Annotated in this window: 14 protein-coding genes; 6 read left to right on the plus strand and 8 right to left on the minus strand. The window is 52.4% G+C overall.

Annotated elements, in window-relative coordinates:
* The first annotated feature begins 154 nt into the window (after window positions 1-154).
* Complete coding sequence (gene rpiA, locus CPA45_RS06890; RefSeq protein WP_096650841.1) at window positions 155-829, plus strand: ribose-5-phosphate isomerase RpiA; 675 nt, start codon at window positions 155-157, stop codon at window positions 827-829.
* On the opposite strand, the gene waaA is transcribed toward rpiA, so the two are convergent.
* Genes waaA through CPA45_RS06905 form a run of 3 tightly spaced genes read right to left on the minus strand, consistent with a single transcriptional unit; the run spans window position 821 to window position 4,627 of the window.
* Window positions 821-2,110 (minus strand): lipid IV(A) 3-deoxy-D-manno-octulosonic acid transferase, encoded by a 1,290-nt coding sequence (waaA, locus tag CPA45_RS06895; RefSeq protein WP_096650842.1) that lies wholly within the window; start codon window positions 2,108-2,110, stop codon window positions 821-823. The two genes, rpiA and waaA, sit on opposite strands and share 9 nt — an antisense overlap.
* On the minus strand, window positions 2,110-3,540 hold the full coding sequence (gene hldE, locus CPA45_RS06900) for a bifunctional D-glycero-beta-D-manno-heptose-7-phosphate kinase/D-glycero-beta-D-manno-heptose 1-phosphate adenylyltransferase HldE (protein WP_096650843.1): 1,431 nt from the start codon (window positions 3,538-3,540) through the stop codon (window positions 2,110-2,112). The genes waaA and hldE overlap by 1 nt, the downstream gene beginning before the upstream one ends.
* Complete coding sequence (locus CPA45_RS06905; protein ID WP_096650844.1) at window positions 3,530-4,627, minus strand: glycosyltransferase family 9 protein; 1,098 nt, start codon at window positions 4,625-4,627, stop codon at window positions 3,530-3,532. Before CPA45_RS06905 ends, hldE begins: the two co-directional genes overlap by 11 nt.
* On the opposite strand from CPA45_RS06905, the gene CPA45_RS06910 reads away from it, so the two are divergent.
* Complete coding sequence (locus CPA45_RS06910) at window positions 4,626-5,342, plus strand: 3-deoxy-D-manno-octulosonic acid kinase (RefSeq protein ID WP_096650845.1); 717 nt, start codon at window positions 4,626-4,628, stop codon at window positions 5,340-5,342. The genes CPA45_RS06905 and CPA45_RS06910 overlap by 2 nt on opposite strands.
* Here CPA45_RS06910 and CPA45_RS06915 read toward each other — a convergent pair.
* Window positions 5,339-6,436: a glycosyltransferase family 4 protein gene (locus tag CPA45_RS06915; RefSeq protein WP_244287544.1), complete on the minus strand. Its 1,098-nt coding sequence runs from the start codon at window positions 6,434-6,436 to the stop codon at window positions 5,339-5,341. The two genes, CPA45_RS06910 and CPA45_RS06915, sit on opposite strands and share 4 nt — an antisense overlap.
* A 60-nt stretch (window positions 6,437-6,496) precedes the next feature.
* Between CPA45_RS06915 and CPA45_RS06920 the strand changes: the two genes are divergently transcribed.
* Window positions 6,497-7,549 carry a glycosyltransferase family 9 protein gene (locus CPA45_RS06920; RefSeq protein ID WP_096650846.1) on the plus strand — a complete coding sequence of 351 codons (1,053 nt, stop codon included), beginning with the start codon at window positions 6,497-6,499 and terminating at the stop codon, window positions 7,547-7,549.
* Here CPA45_RS06920 and CPA45_RS06925 read toward each other — a convergent pair.
* Together CPA45_RS06925 and CPA45_RS06930 are read right to left on the minus strand one after the other, a co-directional pair.
* On the minus strand, window positions 7,529-8,293 hold the full coding sequence (locus CPA45_RS06925; protein WP_096651013.1) for a glycosyltransferase family 2 protein: 765 nt from the start codon (window positions 8,291-8,293) through the stop codon (window positions 7,529-7,531). The genes CPA45_RS06920 and CPA45_RS06925 overlap by 21 nt on opposite strands.
* Before the next feature lie 218 nt (window positions 8,294-8,511).
* Window positions 8,512-9,285 (minus strand): glycosyltransferase family 32 protein, encoded by a 774-nt coding sequence (locus CPA45_RS06930; RefSeq protein WP_244287545.1) that lies wholly within the window; start codon window positions 9,283-9,285, stop codon window positions 8,512-8,514.
* 464 nt (window positions 9,286-9,749) lie between these two features.
* Here CPA45_RS06930 and CPA45_RS06935 point away from each other — a divergent pair, with 464 nt between their 5' ends.
* A complete protein-coding gene (locus tag CPA45_RS06935) occupies window positions 9,750-11,417 on the plus strand; it encodes a sulfatase-like hydrolase/transferase (protein ID WP_096650847.1) in 1,668 nt (555 codons plus the stop codon).
* Here CPA45_RS06935 and waaF read toward each other — a convergent pair.
* Window positions 11,407-12,456, minus strand: a complete 1,050-nt coding sequence (gene waaF, locus CPA45_RS06940) for a lipopolysaccharide heptosyltransferase II (RefSeq protein WP_096650848.1) — start codon at window positions 12,454-12,456, stop codon at window positions 11,407-11,409. The genes CPA45_RS06935 and waaF overlap by 11 nt on opposite strands.
* Entirely contained in the window at window positions 12,449-13,405 is a 957-nt protein-coding gene (rfaD, locus tag CPA45_RS06945; RefSeq protein WP_096650849.1) for an ADP-glyceromanno-heptose 6-epimerase, read from the minus strand. The genes waaF and rfaD overlap by 8 nt, the downstream gene beginning before the upstream one ends.
* Window positions 13,406-13,515: 110 nt before the next feature.
* Between rfaD and glyQ the strand changes: the two genes are divergently transcribed.
* Window positions 13,516-14,475, plus strand: a complete 960-nt coding sequence (gene glyQ / locus CPA45_RS06950) for a glycine--tRNA ligase subunit alpha (RefSeq protein WP_096650850.1) — start codon at window positions 13,516-13,518, stop codon at window positions 14,473-14,475.
* Window positions 14,475-16,541, plus strand: a complete 2,067-nt coding sequence (gene glyS, locus CPA45_RS06955) for a glycine--tRNA ligase subunit beta (protein WP_096650851.1) — start codon at window positions 14,475-14,477, stop codon at window positions 16,539-16,541. The genes glyQ and glyS overlap by 1 nt, the downstream gene beginning before the upstream one ends.
* Window positions 16,542-16,780 lie beyond the last annotated feature (239 nt).

A 16,780-nucleotide genomic window follows, 5' to 3' on the forward strand; every position in this document is an offset into this window, starting at 1 on the left:
ATCCCAGAAAAATAGCGTGACCCTGACGGGTGCGAGCAAAGCCCTTATTGGTAGCAGATTACGCCTAGCGACGTCTAGCAGCGTTTCCATCGGCAGAGGCCGTTCAGGCCGTTATACTAGGGACCACCTGCCCATCCTGACGCTGGAAAATACGATGACCCAAGATGAACTGAAAGCCGCTGTGGCGGACGCCGCCATTAAAGAGATTGAGCCTCACCTTGAGAAAGATACCGTGCTGGGTATCGGTACAGGTTCAACCGCCAATCTGTTTATTGACCGCTTAGGCCCACTGCGTGACCGTTTTAAAGGCACTGTTGCCAGTTCAGAAGCTAGCGCTAAGCGCTTACAAGACTTAGGCATTGAGGTATTTGAACTCAACAGCGTTGGAAGTATACCTTTTTATATAGACGGTGCAGACGAAGTAAATGCTCAGTTACATATGATTAAAGGCGGCGGTGCAGCGCTTACCCGGGAAAAAATTGTCGCCGCCTGCGCTGAGCGTTTTATCTGCATTGCGGATGGCTCAAAAGAGGTTGCTCGACTAGGTAACTTTCCGCTGCCGGTAGAAGTTATTCCCATGGCGCGCTCCTACGTTGCCAGGGAACTGGTTAAGCTCGGTGCCGACCCTGTCTATCGCCAAGGGGTGGTAACCGATAACGGCAATCAAATCATCGACTGCTTTGATTTTATGATTGACGACCCCGTCGCCATGGAAGCACGGATTAACGCTATTGTGGGTGTTGTTACCAATGGTTTGTTTGCTTCGCGCGGTGCAGATGTACTGTTGCTGGGTAAGGCTGACGGTGTAGAGCGTACTGCTCTACGCTAACCACTGCTTAAGCCCTTTGAGCGTGCGCGCTAACGCTCCACGGTGGGCGTTAAGCGCCTTTCGGCCCGCCTCGCCCTGCTGACGAGTACGCGCTGGCTCACTAAAGCATCCGGCCAGCGCATCAGCCAGCGCGGAGGGAGAGTCTACCAACGTAAGAGCGCCAACGGCTAACAGTGGCTCGGCTACATCGCTAAAGTTTTCCAGTGACGGGCCACAGAGCACAGGCTTCCCCAAAGCTGCCGGTTCTAGCACGTTGTGTCCCCCCAAGGGCACTAGACTACCGCCCACATAGGCAACGCTGCCTGCTGCATAAAGCGTTGCCAGCTCACCTAGTGTATCTCCCAGGTAAACCTGAGTTTGTGGCGTGACGGCCTGTTGCTGGCTACGGCGGCCCAACACCCATCCGTCACTCGTGCATAGGTTTGCCACTTCATCAAAGCGCTGAGGATGACGTGGTACCAGCACTAGCAGCGCATCAGGAAAGCATTTGCACAGCAGGCTGTGCGCTTCTAACAGCAGTGACTCTTCCCCTTCACGGGTGGAACCCGCCACCCATATGGGTCGTTCGCCCCACCGCTTAAGTAAGTGTTCACTCTCTTCTAGCGCCTTGTTTGGCAATGGTTGCTCAAATTTCAGTGATCCAACGACACTCACTGAACCGGCCTGACACCCTAGCTCCTTAAAGCGCTCGGCATCTTCCATCGATTTCGCCGCTACCCACGTTATGTCGGCTAAAGTACTCGCCATCAGCGGGCGTAGACGCTGATAGCGCGCAAAAGCCCGCGGCGATAGTCGCCCGTTAACCACCGCCACGGGTATTCCCTGCTGGCGGCAGGCATGTAGCAAATTAGGCCACAGCTCGGTTTCAAACAGGAGGGCAAGCACAGGCTTGGCGCGGGCGATAAAACGCTTGGATGCATCAGGAAAATCTAGCGGCAGAAAGCAGTGGGCTAGTCTGGCTTGATCAGCTGTGGTTTGCTCACCAATGAGCACTTGGGCCTGATGGGCACCCGTCGCGGTCATGGTGGTGAGCAACAGGCTATGTTGAGGAGAGCTCGCCAGCAACGCCTCTATTAACGGGCGAGCAGCGCGCACTTCCCCTACGGAGGCACAGTGTAACCAAATACGCGGTGCGGGAGGGAGTTCGCCCAGGCGCAAGCCCAACCGCTGTAGGCGCGAGTATGTGAGTACTTGCTCACGCCAGATACGCCAGGCGATCAGCGGTGACAGCGCATAGAGCGCTGCCGAGTAAACCAGCCGCGGCCAAGCCGGCAAGGCCATTACCCCTCGCGATCCAAGATAGAGCTAATCATTGCCGAGGTTGACACACCATCTTCAAAGCCCAATACCTTTACTTCGCCACCGTTGGCAATCACCGCGTCTCCACCAGCAATATCCTCGGGGCGATAGTCCCCGCCCTTGACCAGGATATCCGGCAACACAGCTTCAATCAGCGCTTGTGGCGTATCGTTACTAAACGGCACCACCCAATCGACAGCCCCCAATCCAGCTAAAACCTGCATACGTCGGTTCAGTGGGTTAATCGGGCGTTTGGTGCCTTTTAAGCGGCCAATGGAGGCATCGTCATTGACTGCAACAACTAACCGGTCACCCAAGCGCTTGGCCTGCTCCAAATAGGCCACGTGGCCTGCATGAAGAATATCAAAGCAGCCGTTGGTCATTACTACGCGTTCACCACGTAGCTGGGCGGCACGCACGGCTTCCACCAGAGGGATCGGCTCAATCACGCCAAACTCGGCCAGCTTATCGCCATGCAGCGCAGTATATAACTCAGCAATAGAGAGTGTTGCAGTGCCCGGCTTAGCGACCACTAGGCCGGCACCCAGATTAGCCAACATCATGGCCTCAGGTAGCGAGTGGCCTGCAGCCAGGGCGAGGCCCATTAAGCCAATCACGGTATCGCCTGCACCTGTTACGTCGAACACTTCCTGAGCACGGGTGGGCAGGTGCAGCGGCGTGTGGCCTTCTCGAATCAGGGTCATGCCTTTTTCACTGCGAGTGATTAGCAGCGCTTCTAACTCAAGCTCAGCACGCAGTGCTTCACCGCGCAAGGCCAGCTCTTCATCGCTAGCGCATGGACCAACCACCGCCTCAAACTCGGTTAAGTTGGGCGTAATCAGGCTGGCGCCGCGGTATTTACTGAAGTCTTGGCCCTTCGGGTCAATTAACACCCGTTTACCATGAGCGCGGGTCATCTCAATCAACCGCTCGACTTGATTGAGCGTGCCTTTACCGTAATCGGAGAGAATCACCACATCGCATGCGGGCAGTGCCTTTTCCACTTGTGCCAGCAACTCCGAAGTGTCGACCTCATCGAGTCTCTGCTCAAAGTCTAGGCGCAGCAGCTGCTGGTTACGGCTCATCACACGCAGCTTAGTAATAGTGGGTATGCCTGGGCTTCGCTGAAAGTAAGTACTTACATTTGAAGCGGCCAAGCGCGTAGAGAGTAACTCTGCATTGTCGTCCTCCCCTACTACGCCAGCCAAAGCAGCATGACCGCCGAGTGATGCCACATTAAGCGCCACATTGGCCGCGCCTCCGGGACGGTCTTCGGCATCTTCCACCCTTACTACCGGCACCGGTGCTTCTGGAGAAATACGCGTTGTGCCTCCGTGCCAGTAACGGTCTAGCATTACATCTCCCACCACCAGTACGCGGGCGTGTTCCAGGGCGGTTAAATCAACTTTCATGCGTGGGTCCTGTGGTTGGCTGCGCTGCGGTATACGCCAGCAGCGCGTCTAGCTTAGCAATCACCTCATCAGCTTTGATCAGGTCCATAGCATCGGCATGGCGCACCCGTTGCCCCCAGCTAACGTCATCTACCGACTTATGTAGGTAAGTACTTACTGCGTCGGGATAGGCGTTGACTGCAAAATCGCGCCACAAGTAAGGCGCAGCACGCTGGGGATTGGTGGTGGCATACAGGCCAAGTGTCGGGGTACCCATGGCGTTTCCCATGTGCACTGGGCCTGTGTCTGGGGCAATCACCGCGCGAGCGTTATCGATAAGCGCCAGTACTCCTTTAAGCGACGTACCACCGATAGCATTTATTACACTTCCCGGCTGGCACAGTGCTTCAATTTGGTCACCAACTTCACGCTCAAGCGAGCTGCCGCCGCCAGTCAATACGCTTGTCAGACCATGCTGCACCCAGGCATGTTCAATCACGCTGGCATAACCTTCCACCGACCAGTTGCGAAAATTACGCAGCCGCACATTGCTACAGGGGTTAATCACTAGATAAGGCCCGTCACCGCTGATTACCCGAGCTTCATCGTAAGCGACGGGGGGAACGGCTAGGTTCCACTCCAGGCTGTCGTCCTCTACTCCCAGTAGGCGTGCGAAGTCCATAAACGACTCCAGCACGTGGGCATTGGGGTGCGGTGCGAGCTGGAGCTGGGTAAACCAGTGTTGGGCATCTTTCGCGCGGGCCTTATCGAAGCCCACTCGCACATTAGCCTTCAGACCTAGCGAGAGCACACTGGCACGGATGGCCTGCTGCATATGCAACAGTACATCAAAGCGCGTGTCGGCAAGCTCTTTCCAAAGTACCCGCATACCAGCCAGGCCGGTGGATTTGTCATAAACAACAAACTCGACCCCGGAAAGCCCCGCCAGTAAACTGTACTCCCCCTTGCCGATAATCCAGGTAATGCGCGCGTGCGGCCATTGGCGCTGCAACGCCCGCACCGTGGGCACGAGATTGCACACATCTCCCAACGCGGAGAGGCGCAAGATGGCAATATGATTAGGTTGAACAGGCAGAGAGGGCTTCATGCGCTTAGCGGCACTCCGGAAGGAAAATTGGCTGATTTTACATGATGTAGACAGTTTAAGTGACGCTGGCGCATCACACCAACTCGATCCAACGCTGTTTGAGGCGGACTATTGGCGTAGGCAAGGGTTAATCGTCGGAGAAGCGCCTGGTCGTGGCAGTAGTCTGTTTTTACAGGCCAGCGATTCCGAGCAGTGGGTGCTGCGCCCTTACCGCCGTGGCGGGCTAATCGCTAAAGTGAGTAAAAAACGTTATTTATGGCTTGGTGAAGAGCGTACCCGAGCATTTCGTGAGCTACGTTTAACCGCTACCCTTTATCAGCAAGGCTTACCGATTCCACGTCCAGTCGCCTGCTGTGTGACTCGCTTCGGTGCAAGCTACGAAGCCGCCCTGTTAACCGTTAGAATTCCCGGTGCGCAGGCACTGGCCTCACTGCTGGCTGCAGACGAAGCCAACGAGGCACTTTTAATACGCGTCGGCACAATGATTAAGCGCTTTCATTTGGCAGGGCTTGATCACGTCGATCTAAACGCCCGCAATATCTTGGTAGACCACCACGGCGAGCCTTGGCTAATTGACCTGGACCGCTGCCGCCTGCGCTCACAAGGGCAATGGCAGGCAAAAAACTTAGCAAGGTTAGAAAGATCCATCGCCAAGTTTTGCTCACCGCTGGAAAACACCGCCATGGCGCATATTTATGCGGGCTACCACCACTAATCCTGTCGATACTCTCTTAGTAAATTACTTACATGGACATCAAGCGTCATATTTTCAGCCACCCACTGCCTTGCCTGCTCGCCCAGTTTGCTTCTTAAAGCAGGTGCATTGAGCAACTCACTAATAGCGGCAACCCATTCAGTTACCGATAAAGGATCCGCTAAGCGCCCCCGCTCAGCATCGATCAGCTCAGGTATGGCGCCACTATTGGCCCCAACCACGGCACAGCCAGCCGCCATGGACTCGATCACGGTTAAGCCAAACGCCTCATTGCGGGAAGGAATACAGACGATATCCATAGCCTGCAGCAACATGGGCACATCCCGCCGAAACCCAAGAAAGCTCACCCTATCTTCAAGTCCCAGGTGTGCTGCTTTTTTCTTTATCTCAGCGACAAATAATTCGTCTGCTCCCTCAGCGGCATTTAAACCACCAATAACCAGAGCATGCCACGATGTCGTTTGCTTCAGCATCGCTAAAGCATCCAACCAGACCTCATGCCCTTTACCTGGCGTAATACGTCCTGGCAACGCAATTAAGCACCTATTTTCAGGAAGCCCCAGCTCCGCCTTCGATATAAGGGCAGCCGAATAGGTGCCCAGGTCTACGCCTAGTCCTAAGCAATGAATGCGCTCGGAAGGGAGGGGTAATGCCCGTAAATTACGCTGATAAGTCGCCTGACTGATAGAAAAAACGCGTGTTACCTGGGAGTAGGCGAACCGGTGGTATAGCCCTTTTTTTGACCTAGTAACACCCATGTGTTCAGTAAAAAACAGCTTAAGCCCAGGACGAAAGAGCTTTAACAGGAAGGCAACGCGCAAATCGCTAGATTTATGACAATGCAGTATCTCGATTGCATGCGCATCAATGTAAGACAGCAGCCTGGGTAGCGAATAAATAGCTCGTGTGGGGCTAGGGACAGTAAAAAGCTGGGCACCGGCCTCCATCATGCTGGTAGCAACACGTGACCCTTTGATGGCGACTCCATGGTTGGTTACACCCTGGCGATACAATTCAGGCATAATACGTGAAGGGTACATTTCAAGCCCACCCCAGCCACGAGACATACAAATCTGCATTATGTTTAGGGCCATCTCAACCTTCCCGTCCTATATATTAACGTTTACGTTGTAGAAAAATTATTAGGAGCTTTGATGAGTCACCCAAGCGCTGCGACGCCCAACGTCCTGGTGGTACGCAACGACAAAATCGGTGATTTTATGCTGGCTTGGCCAGCGCTGGCATGCCTGAAAAATGCATCACCTGCGCCACGTATTACCGTACTGGTGCCTACCTATACCGCGCCACTAGCGAATGCCTGCCCCTGGGTAGATGAAGTACTTATCGACCCAGGCCCCAGTGCTGACAAAGCTGCCCAGCAGGAGTTGCTAGCCCAAATAAAAGCCAGGGGCTTTGATGCGCTGCTAACACTATTTTCGACTCCCCGTATTGGCTGGCTAGGCTGGCGAGCAGGTATTCCTTTGCGCATTGCACCTGCCACTAAGTGGGCGCAGGTATTCTACAACGTCAGGGTTCGCCAGCGGCGCTCTCAGTCGGTCAAACCTGAATTCCAGTACAACGTCGATTTAGCCTGTGCATTGCTTGCCAGGCTTTCACTTAAGCTCTCTGCGCTGCCCTCCCCCCCGTTCTGGCCAATGAACGACAGCCACCGCCAACAGCAGCGCCAAGCACTGCTCAGTACCAGTCAAACAGCTGGTGAGTGCGTCGTCGTGGTGCACCCAGGTAGCGGCGGCTCAGCGGTCAACTTATCAATAGAGCAATATGCGTCACTCATTACGCAGATTCACCAGCAGCTAAATGGCATGCCCATTAGCTGGATGGTCAGCGCTGGTCCAAATGAAAAACCTTATGCCCAGGCACTGATAGAGCAGCTTGATGAAGTAGATATTACCGCTGGCCACTTTCCCGATAGTATTAGCGTGGCTGATTTCGCTCTGCAACTCGCGGGGGCAGACCTGTTGATTGCAGGTTCTACTGGCCCACTACATATTGCGGGCTGTTTAAATGTTGCCACAGCGGGGTTTTATCCAGCCAAGCGTTCGGCCACACCACTACGTTGGCAAACCTGCAATAGCGCTCAAAAGCGCCTAGCGTTCAGCCCTCCCGACAGTGCTGGCCAGCAGGATATGTCAGCGATTGACATTAACCACGCGGCTCAACAAATCTCAACGCTGCTTCGCGGCTGACGTTTGGGTACGGATCCACAGATCAGCATATTTAGTAAACGTCGAGTGCGCCGAAAGCAGTGCCAGCAGTAGCCCCTGCTTACCGTCTTTAAACCCTGCTTTTAGTAAATACATTTTGATAAAACAGGCAAGACCATGGCTAATACCTTGCCATAAGGTGGCGGTTTTGCCTTGCGCCGCCCGCTGCTCGGCCCACGCTTGAGCATAGTGGGCCGATTTCTCCAAATAGTGGCGCAGGTCACGATAAGTATAGTGAAGCAGGTCCCCTGCTAACTGCTTTATGGCAAGCCCTTCTGAGACTTCAAGCTTTTCGTGCACTAGAGAGGCATTATAAGATGCTTGGCTTTTCGGGTAGAGACGCAGTACTCGATCAGGATACCAGCCAGAATGGCGAATAAAGCGCCCAAAGCACCATGACAGGCGGCTGGCGCTATAAGCGGCAGGCGGGCGTTGAATCGCCGCTAAGATACTGTCGCGCAGTTCAGGTGTCACCCGTTCATCAGCATCTACCATTAAAATCCACTCGTTGCTGGCTAACGCTTCAGCCCGCTGGCGCTGGATACCGAAGCCTTGCCAGTCCGCATTCACGTTGACGTTTTCGGTGAACTCACGGGCAATTGCACATGTCTCGTCCTGGCTACCCGCATCAAGCACCACGATTTCGTCAGCCCATGCCAGCGTTTCTAGGCAGTCCCGTAGATGGTGCGCTTCGTTTTTCACTATTAATACAGCTGAAATAGGCATAAATAAAGGTAACTCTATAAAGAAAATATTGAACCATCTTAGCATTGCAAGCAGTGCTACTGACTCGCTCTACCTCATCCAGTTTTCATGCCTTATCTGGATAAGGCAGAGGCTAGTTTCCTTTAAATAACCATCCTGCATTGTGCAAAGCTCATTTAGCCCAGAAAAACTAATTAAAATTAGACATCATATCGAGTGCTAACTTTCACAACCAAAATTTATTTCAAGATACTCGTTTTTTCCTGTTCTTTATTCCACTTACCTTGAGGTTTATCAATATACTGAAAATACTCATTTGTAAAACTTCCCTGATTGACAGCGTAGCGATACAGAACTGTAGGTATTAATTCCTTATCCAAACATTCGTTAAAAACACCAGGGCCCGTCAAGTGAAATATATTATCAGATGAGTTCAAAGATATATTTTCTACTACTTTATCTATCAGCAGCTTGATATTTTCATTATTAGGTTTACTGGCTATAAAATAGTTACTAATTTCGCCACGCCGAGTCATCACATAGAGCTCTTCCCGATCTTGGCCAACGATAGACGCTAACGGCCATACTTGGTGCGCGTCAATATCAAGATATACTCCACCAAACTTATATAATATGAGCAAACGCCAGAGATCTGCCTGAGCGGCTCCAATTTTCAACCTATCATAGTAAGGAAACACGTCAGGGAATTCATTTTTTATAAACTCAGAACGCGCCTCGGTAATCATGAAACGATATTCATAGCTAGGCGACATCAACCTATTAAACAGATAGTTGAGATATACAGGAAAAGTCACCTTATCCGTAAAGTTCGTTTGCCAAATAACGCGTGGCACTTTACTAGACTTCTTTGTCTTTAACAAAGGTGCTGCGTAAGGAGGCAGTTTGAACCGTTTCTTTGGAAAAACCCAAATAACTAAATAATTAATCAGCTTAGTTATATTAGCCATCAATTTAATTATTCGACTAGCAACTATAATCAAAAAATTTTTCACTAAATTATTCCTTTATAAATCAAGATCTCTAATAAAGATTGACCCTTAGGGCACTAATTGACAACTTATCAGTACCGCGGCGATACGCTAAATTACTGCCTAGTAAATAAGCCCACAGCTCTATAACTTCATTAGAGCATGCTTTTACATAGTTCCCTCAGAGCCTCACATATCAACCTTTCAAGCTGAGAAAAACATCTCGGCATAGCTGCTATGATTAAGCCAGTGCCACATACATTATCTGGTTGCTCAGTACCCATGCCGCAGTCTTGTGTAAAGACAAATTGATTATGGTCGCACATAGAACCAACTGCCATTAATTTCCAAGGACATGATACCCGTTTTGGCTGGAATCAGCTTGGACAAAAAGTTAATTACCGTGTAGCCAAACCATATGCCTACGTTATATTGATGTGAGTGTCACCACAGGCTACTGTTTTTCACAGCTATTTATTTGGAGAGGCATGTCCGCGTTAACGTCAATCAAACTTACTCCCTGGCTACCGCTAGCGGTCACGGGTGCTAGCATAGGTTACGCTATCACCGTGTTAACCCGCCTCCCCTGGTGGACGCTGTTTTTTACCGCCGCGGTATGGACTGGCATAGGGCTAACACTGCGTTGGGGGAAGCCTACCAATGCACGCTACCGGCCAGTCTGGCCATGGTCCCTCTTGCCTATCAGCTTATTAGGTATTTATGTCTATTTAGTCGACAGCTTCGGTAGTGTTGATCTAGGCGCCGTGTTTTTTCACCTTCAAGCAGGCATGGCCGAACACGGTGGTGCCGGAAAGATGGTGATGGCGATGCTCTACACACTGGTAGTATTAGCCGTACTAATCTCAATTACCTGGCTAACCCGCCATGATCAACGCTGGCGATTATCGGAGCGTTTCATCGCCATAACGCTGCTCGCTGCTAACCCGCTACTATACGGCCTAGGGCAACGTAGCGCCGCGATTGTAACTGACGATGGCGCATGGCTAGATCGCCGCTATATGCCTCCTCCTGATAGTGAGCTAAGTAATCCACCTAACTTGCTACTCCTCTATCTAGAGAGCATTGAGCGTACCTACGATAATGAGCTATTTGGTGATGCTTACGCTGACTTGAATGTGCTAGGTGAGCGCGGCACCGTCTTTGAAGGGGTTCGCCAAATGGACAATACTGGCTGGACCATGGCGGGCATGATAGCCAGCCAGTGTGGTGTACCGTTAATGCCTGCGGGCCTTTTGCACGATAGTCAGTTTGAGCCGCTCACCCAAGTTGTCCCAGGCGTTGACTGCCTGGGGGGTATATTAGCCGAGCAAGGATACCGGCTTAGCTATCTAGGTGGGGCAAGCACTCAGTTTGCTGGAAAAGGCCTTTTTTATCGTGGTCACAGTTTTAATACGGTGAAAGGTAAGGAAGAACTGGTCCCGAAGCTTGAGAACCCAGAGTACTTAAATAGCTGGGGACTTTACGACGATTCACTTTACGATTTTACCGTTCAAGAAGCTCGCCGTTTAAGTACCGAAGACGACGGCCCATGGGCAATCGTCAACCTAAGTATCGCAGGGCATGCACCCCATGGCTTCCCCTCTCAAACCTGCTTGGATCGTCAGGGTGAATTCGACGGCCAGAATATTTTATATTCGGTAGAGTGCTCTGCATGGTTAGCGCGAGATCTCATTGAACGCCTTGATGAAGAAGGCTTGCTCGATAACACCCTGGTCGTGTTGCTAAGCGATCATCTCACTATGCGTGTTTCGGTATGGGATCAACTGACAGCACTTGATCGCGATAATACGCTGATTATGTTGGGCGATAACCTGCCCCCAGGCCGCATCGTTCGAGACGCTACCATGCTGGATGTATTCCCTACCATTCTTGAGGCTATGGGTTTGTCACTGAATGATCATAGAGCGGGCCTAGGTGCATCACTGCTCAGCGACAAACCTACCCTTGTGGAAGTACACGGGCTCAATGTATTGAACGAACGTTTGCGGGAAGAAACTGCTCTCCAGCATCGCCTCTGGGAGGGGCTATCACCTCAGCGCCGCACTATAGAAGAGAGCAGTGACGAAAAAAATAGCGCATCACAAGTTGTCGAAACACCTGCTGATCAAGCAGTAGAAGTAGACATTATGCGCTAATAAACACACCGTTTTCATCTTGTCGATCGGTCTGCATCATCTGGTAGACCTGCTCAACACTTAGCTCTTTCAGGCAGTTAGTGTGGCCCAGCGGGCAAATGCGCTTAAAGCAGGGCGAGCAGGAAAGCCCCAGGTAGTGAATAACGGCATTATCAGTTAGTGGCGGTGTGTAAGCGGGCGACGACGAGCCATAGAGAGCGTGGATACGGACCCCCACAGCGGCAGCTACGTGCATCAACCCCGAATCATTGGTCACTACTTGGCAGCAATCCGCTAGCAGATCCACTGCATCTGCTAACTGGGTTTTACCACAAAGATTATGGGCGTGGGGCAGTCCTTGAACAATGGCCTCCCCCGCCGCCTGATCTTTTGCCCCACCCAGCACACGCACCTCAAAGCCCTCTTTAACCAGCAGTGCTGCTAAACGATGGAAATACTCCAGTGGCCACTGCTTCGCTGGCCCATACTCAGCTCCGGGCATCATACCAATAGCTGGACGTGACGATAACGCATGGGCTAGGCGTAAATTAACCAAGTTATCCCGGTCGATGGTCAAACGCGGCTTGGGAATAGCAAAGTCACCTTTTGCAGCTTCCTCCAGAGGCAGGCCAAGTGAGACAAAGCGCTTTACGGTTTGGTCCAGCACCTGCTTATCCAGCTTACGGCGCTCCTTCAGCAGGCCATAGCGGTGCTCCCCTACAAAGCCCACCCGCTCAGGAATACGAGCCATAAACGGCACTAGAGCGGCTTTCCAAGAGCGTGGTAGCACAATGGCACGATCAAAACCTCCGCGTAGCTGAGCAGCCAATTCGCGGCGGCTGGCCAAGCCGAATTCTCCATGACCTACCGTCAGAGGGAATACAGCGTCTACCTCAGGCATTCGCTCAATGATAGGCTGCGACCAGGCTGGAGCAACTACGCTTAGGGTTGAACCTGGGTAACGGGCTTTTAAGGTCATGAACAGGCTTTGCGCCATGACCATATCCCCCACCCAGGAAGGGCCAACCACCAGCAGTCGCTTGGCAGAAGGGTTAGCCATTCAGCCACTCCAGGTAGGCGCTTACACCCTGGGCCACTGTTTTGAACTCCACATCGCAACCGCAAGCGCGTAGGTTGCTAATATCCGCTCGGGTATAGCTCTGATAGCGCCCTTTGAGCTCTTCTGGGAAAGGGATGTAATCAATCTCACCCCGTCCATAAAAGCCGATCACCGCCTCTCCAATAGCTTTGAATGGCTCGGCCCGGCCAGTACCCAGGTTGAAAATACCCGACACACTTGGGTTATCTAAAAACCATAGATTAACGTCGACTACATCGCCCACGTAAACAAAGTCACGGCTCTGCATACCCGCATCAAAACCACCGTAGGCCCCAAACAGCTTCAAGGTCTCCCCATTACGAATTTGCAAATGGTTATGATAGGCCACGCTGGCCATTTTCCCTTTGTGCTGCTCTCGGGGGCCATACACGTTGAAGTAGCGAAAGCCCACTACCTGAGTGGTCAATTCATTCCAACGTGAGCGCACGTGCTGGTCAAACAACAGCTTTGAGTAACCATATACATTCAGCGGCTTTTCATGCTCGGGTGCTTCTTTGAATACCTCACTACCGCCGTAGGTTGCCGCCGACGATGCGTATAAGAATGGGATGCCAAATTTTTCGCAGTAGTTGAGCAGTACCTTGGAGTACTCGAAATTATTCTCCATCATGTAGTGGCCATCCCACTCCGTGGTATCGGAACAGGCCCCTTCATGGAAAATGGCATCGATGGTCGGCAGATCAACTATTTCACCGCGCAGTGCTGCTTTAACTCGCGCTAAGAAGTCACCCTTATCCAGATAGTCGGCCAGCGTGCAATCAGCTAGATTGACAAATTTGGTGCCATCACGCAGGTCATCAACCACCATTACATCATCTCGGCCACGGACATTCAGCGCTTTGACAATATTGGCACCGATAAACCCGGCCCCGCCTGTTACAACGATCATCTCGTTCTCCTTACCAAAAGCGGCTCTGTTAGCTAACGTGCCTATAACCCATCTGCCTGTGATTGTATACTTGACGGCTAATGAATTCATGGCCAACGGTGCTTTCCGCGATGAGTGTCTCGACAAACCAATCGACATCTGATGTGTCGACCTTTCAAGGCTTGATCCTTACCCTGCAACAGTATTGGGCAGAGCAAGGCTGCGTCATCCTTCAGCCCCTAGATATGGAAGTCGGCGCGGGCACCTTCCACCCCGCTACCTTCCTGCGGGCCATTGGCCCAGAAACCTGGAACGCTGCCTACGTCCAGCCTTCCCGCCGCCCTACTGACGGCCGCTACGGCGAAAACCCTAACCGCCTGCAGCACTATTACCAGTTTCAAGTAGTCATGAAACCCTCACCCAGCAACCTACAGGATCTGTACCTTGGTTCATTAAAGCGCCTGGGGCTTGATCCACTGATTCATGATGTACGCTTTGTTGAAGATAACTGGGAATCTCCCACTCTTGGGGCCTGGGGTCTTGGCTGGGAAGTATGGCTCAACGGCATGGAGGTCACCCAGTTTACCTATTTCCAACAAGCAGGTGGCATTGAGTGCTACCCGGTCACAGGCGAACTCACCTATGGGCTTGAGCGTATCGCCATGTACCTGCAAAACGTCGACAGTGTATATGACCTAGTATGGGCTATCGCCCCGGATGGCAGCAAAGTCAGTTATGGCGATGTCTACCTGCAAAATGAACGCGAGCAGTCAGCTTACAACTTTGAGCACGCCGACGTTGATCAGCTATTTGCCGCCTTTGACCACCAGGAAAAAGAGTGCAGCAAACTATTATCCGCTAGCCTGCCACTTCCTGCCTACGAACAAGTGCTAAAAGCGTCACATACGTTTAACCTGCTCGACGCACGTCATGCAATCTCCGTGACCGAACGCCAACGCTTTATTCTACGCGTGCGCACTATGGCGAGAGACGTGGCCACCGCTTATTTCGAATCTCGTAAAGCAGAAGGGTTCCCAATGGCGCCCGAGGCCCTGCGCCGCGAACTACTAGCTGACCAGGGAGACGCATAATGGCTGTTGATACGCTTTTATTAGAGCTGGGCACTGAAGAGTTACCGCCTACCGCACTGGATGCACTTTCAGATGCTTTCGCGGCAGGCATTGAAAAAGGCCTAAAGGAAGCAGACATCCCATTCCAGGCTGTGACGGCTTACGCCACGCCACGCCGCCTTGCAGTGCAGGTCACCGGGCTTGCCGATAAGCAGCCCGACCGTGAAGTTGAGCGCCGAGGCCCTGCTTTGGCCGCTGCGTTTAAAGATGGTGTACCATCCAAAGCCGCTGAAGGCTTCGCCCGCTCTTGCGGTGTCAGCGTAGATGAGCTTATTCATCTAGAAACCGACAAGGGTACTTGGCTGGGCTACCGCGAACAACAACCAGGCGAGAGCGTTCATGCGCTACTGCCGGAAATGTTGCGCAAAACGCTACAGTCCCTTCCCGTACCAAAAAATATGCGCTGGGGAGCGTCTCGGGTTGAGTTTTCCCGGCCGGTTCACTGGCTAGTAGCCCTCTACGGTAGCAATGTAATTGCTGCCGAGGCGCTAGGCCTTCAAGCTAGTCGTACAACCTACGGTCACCGTTTCCATGCGCCGGATGCAATACAACTGGAACATGCCGACGACTATCTCGCCACGCTGGAAAACGCCTATGTGCTGGCCGACCGTCAGCAACGCCGTGAACGTATTCGTGAGCAAGTGCTTGCCGAAGCTGAAGTGTTGGAGGCCAACGCAGTAATCGACGAAGACCTACTGGTTGAGGTCAGTGGCTTGGTCGAGTGGCCAGTAGCCCTGACAGGCAGCTTTGACGAACGCTTCCTGGAAGTGCCTGCAGAGTGTTTGATCTCTTCCATGAAGGCGAACCAAAAGTACTTCCACCTACTGGATGATCAGGGCAACCTGAAACCGCTGTTCATTACCATTTCGAACATCGACAGTGCTGATCCCCAGCAGGTGATCTCCGGCAACGAGAAAGTTATTCGCCCGCGCCTCGCAGATGCAGCATTCTTCTACGAGACTGACCGCAAACGTACTCTAGCCTCGCGCATTCCACAGCTTGAGAGCGTGGTGTTTCAGCAGCAGCTCGGAACCCTCGCAGATAAAGCACGTCGTAGTACAATCATTGCTACTTTTATTGCCGAGCGTATCAACGGTGACGTGGCTCACGCCCAGCGCGCCGTTGCGTTAGCGAAATGTGACCTCGTCACTGAGATGGTGCTCGAATTCCCGGAGCTGCAGGGCATCATGGGGCGCTACTACGCTGAGCAGGATGGCGAGCCTGCCGAGGTTGCCCAGGCGTTAGAAGAGCAGTACCTACCCCGCTTTGCCAGCGATGCTATTCCACAAAGTCTAACGGGCCAAGCGCTGGCCCTTGCCGACCGTTTAGACACACTAGTGGGTATCTTCGGCATTGGCCAACGCCCCACTGGTGCCAAGGACCCCTTCGCCCTACGACGTGCCTCCATCGGTGTGCTGAATATTCTGGTCAAAGGTGAACTTAATCTGGACCTGCATGAGCTACTTAACGTAGCGGCAGAACAGCACCAAGGCCTACCCAAAGCCGAAGGATTGGTTGAGGACGTACTGACCTACATGCTAGACCGTTTCCGTGCCTGGGGGCAGGAAGAGGGTATTAGTGCGGAAATGTACTTAGCGGTTCGTGCTCGTCCGGTCACCAAGCCATTGGACTTCGCTCGCCGCCTACGTGCTGTTAAGGCCTTTGCCCAGCGTGAAGAAGCGACTGCATTGGCTGCTGCCAATAAGCGTGTTTCTAATATTCTCAGTAAGCAGGAACATGATGGCAGTACCCAGGTTGACCAAAACTTGCTACAAGAGCAGGCTGAACAGGCGTTGTTCAACGCTGTAGCCACCAGCCAGCAGCAGGTGACGCCACTATTCGCAGCAGGTGATTATCAGCAGGCACTGGATGTACTAGCGACCCTGCGCGAGCCAGTTGATGCCTTCTTTGACCAAGTGATGGTGATGTCAGATGACGAAGCGGTTCGTCATAATCGTCTTGCCCTGCTTGCCAGTCTTCAGGCGCTGTTCCTAGAAGTGGCTGATATTTCTCAGCTACCCCAATAGTTGTTTTAGCTTATCGCTAATAGCATCTTCATTGGCGTATTTAACAACGCCCTCTCAACCGGCACTGCTACAGTGCCGGTTTTTTTATAGCTGGCAGCCCACCTTCCAGGGCCGTCGTTGCACGACGTTGAAAAACGCTCCCGGCGTTTTTTTGTTTCACGTGAAACATGCAGGTAAGATTGGTGAAACACTAAAGCGAATCAGCGCGTCCATTACCTGGCAAACGCGTGAGGCCTTCT

Source organism: Vreelandella nigrificans, from assembly GCF_002374315.1.
GTDB lineage: Bacteria > Pseudomonadota > Gammaproteobacteria > Pseudomonadales > Halomonadaceae > Vreelandella > Vreelandella nigrificans.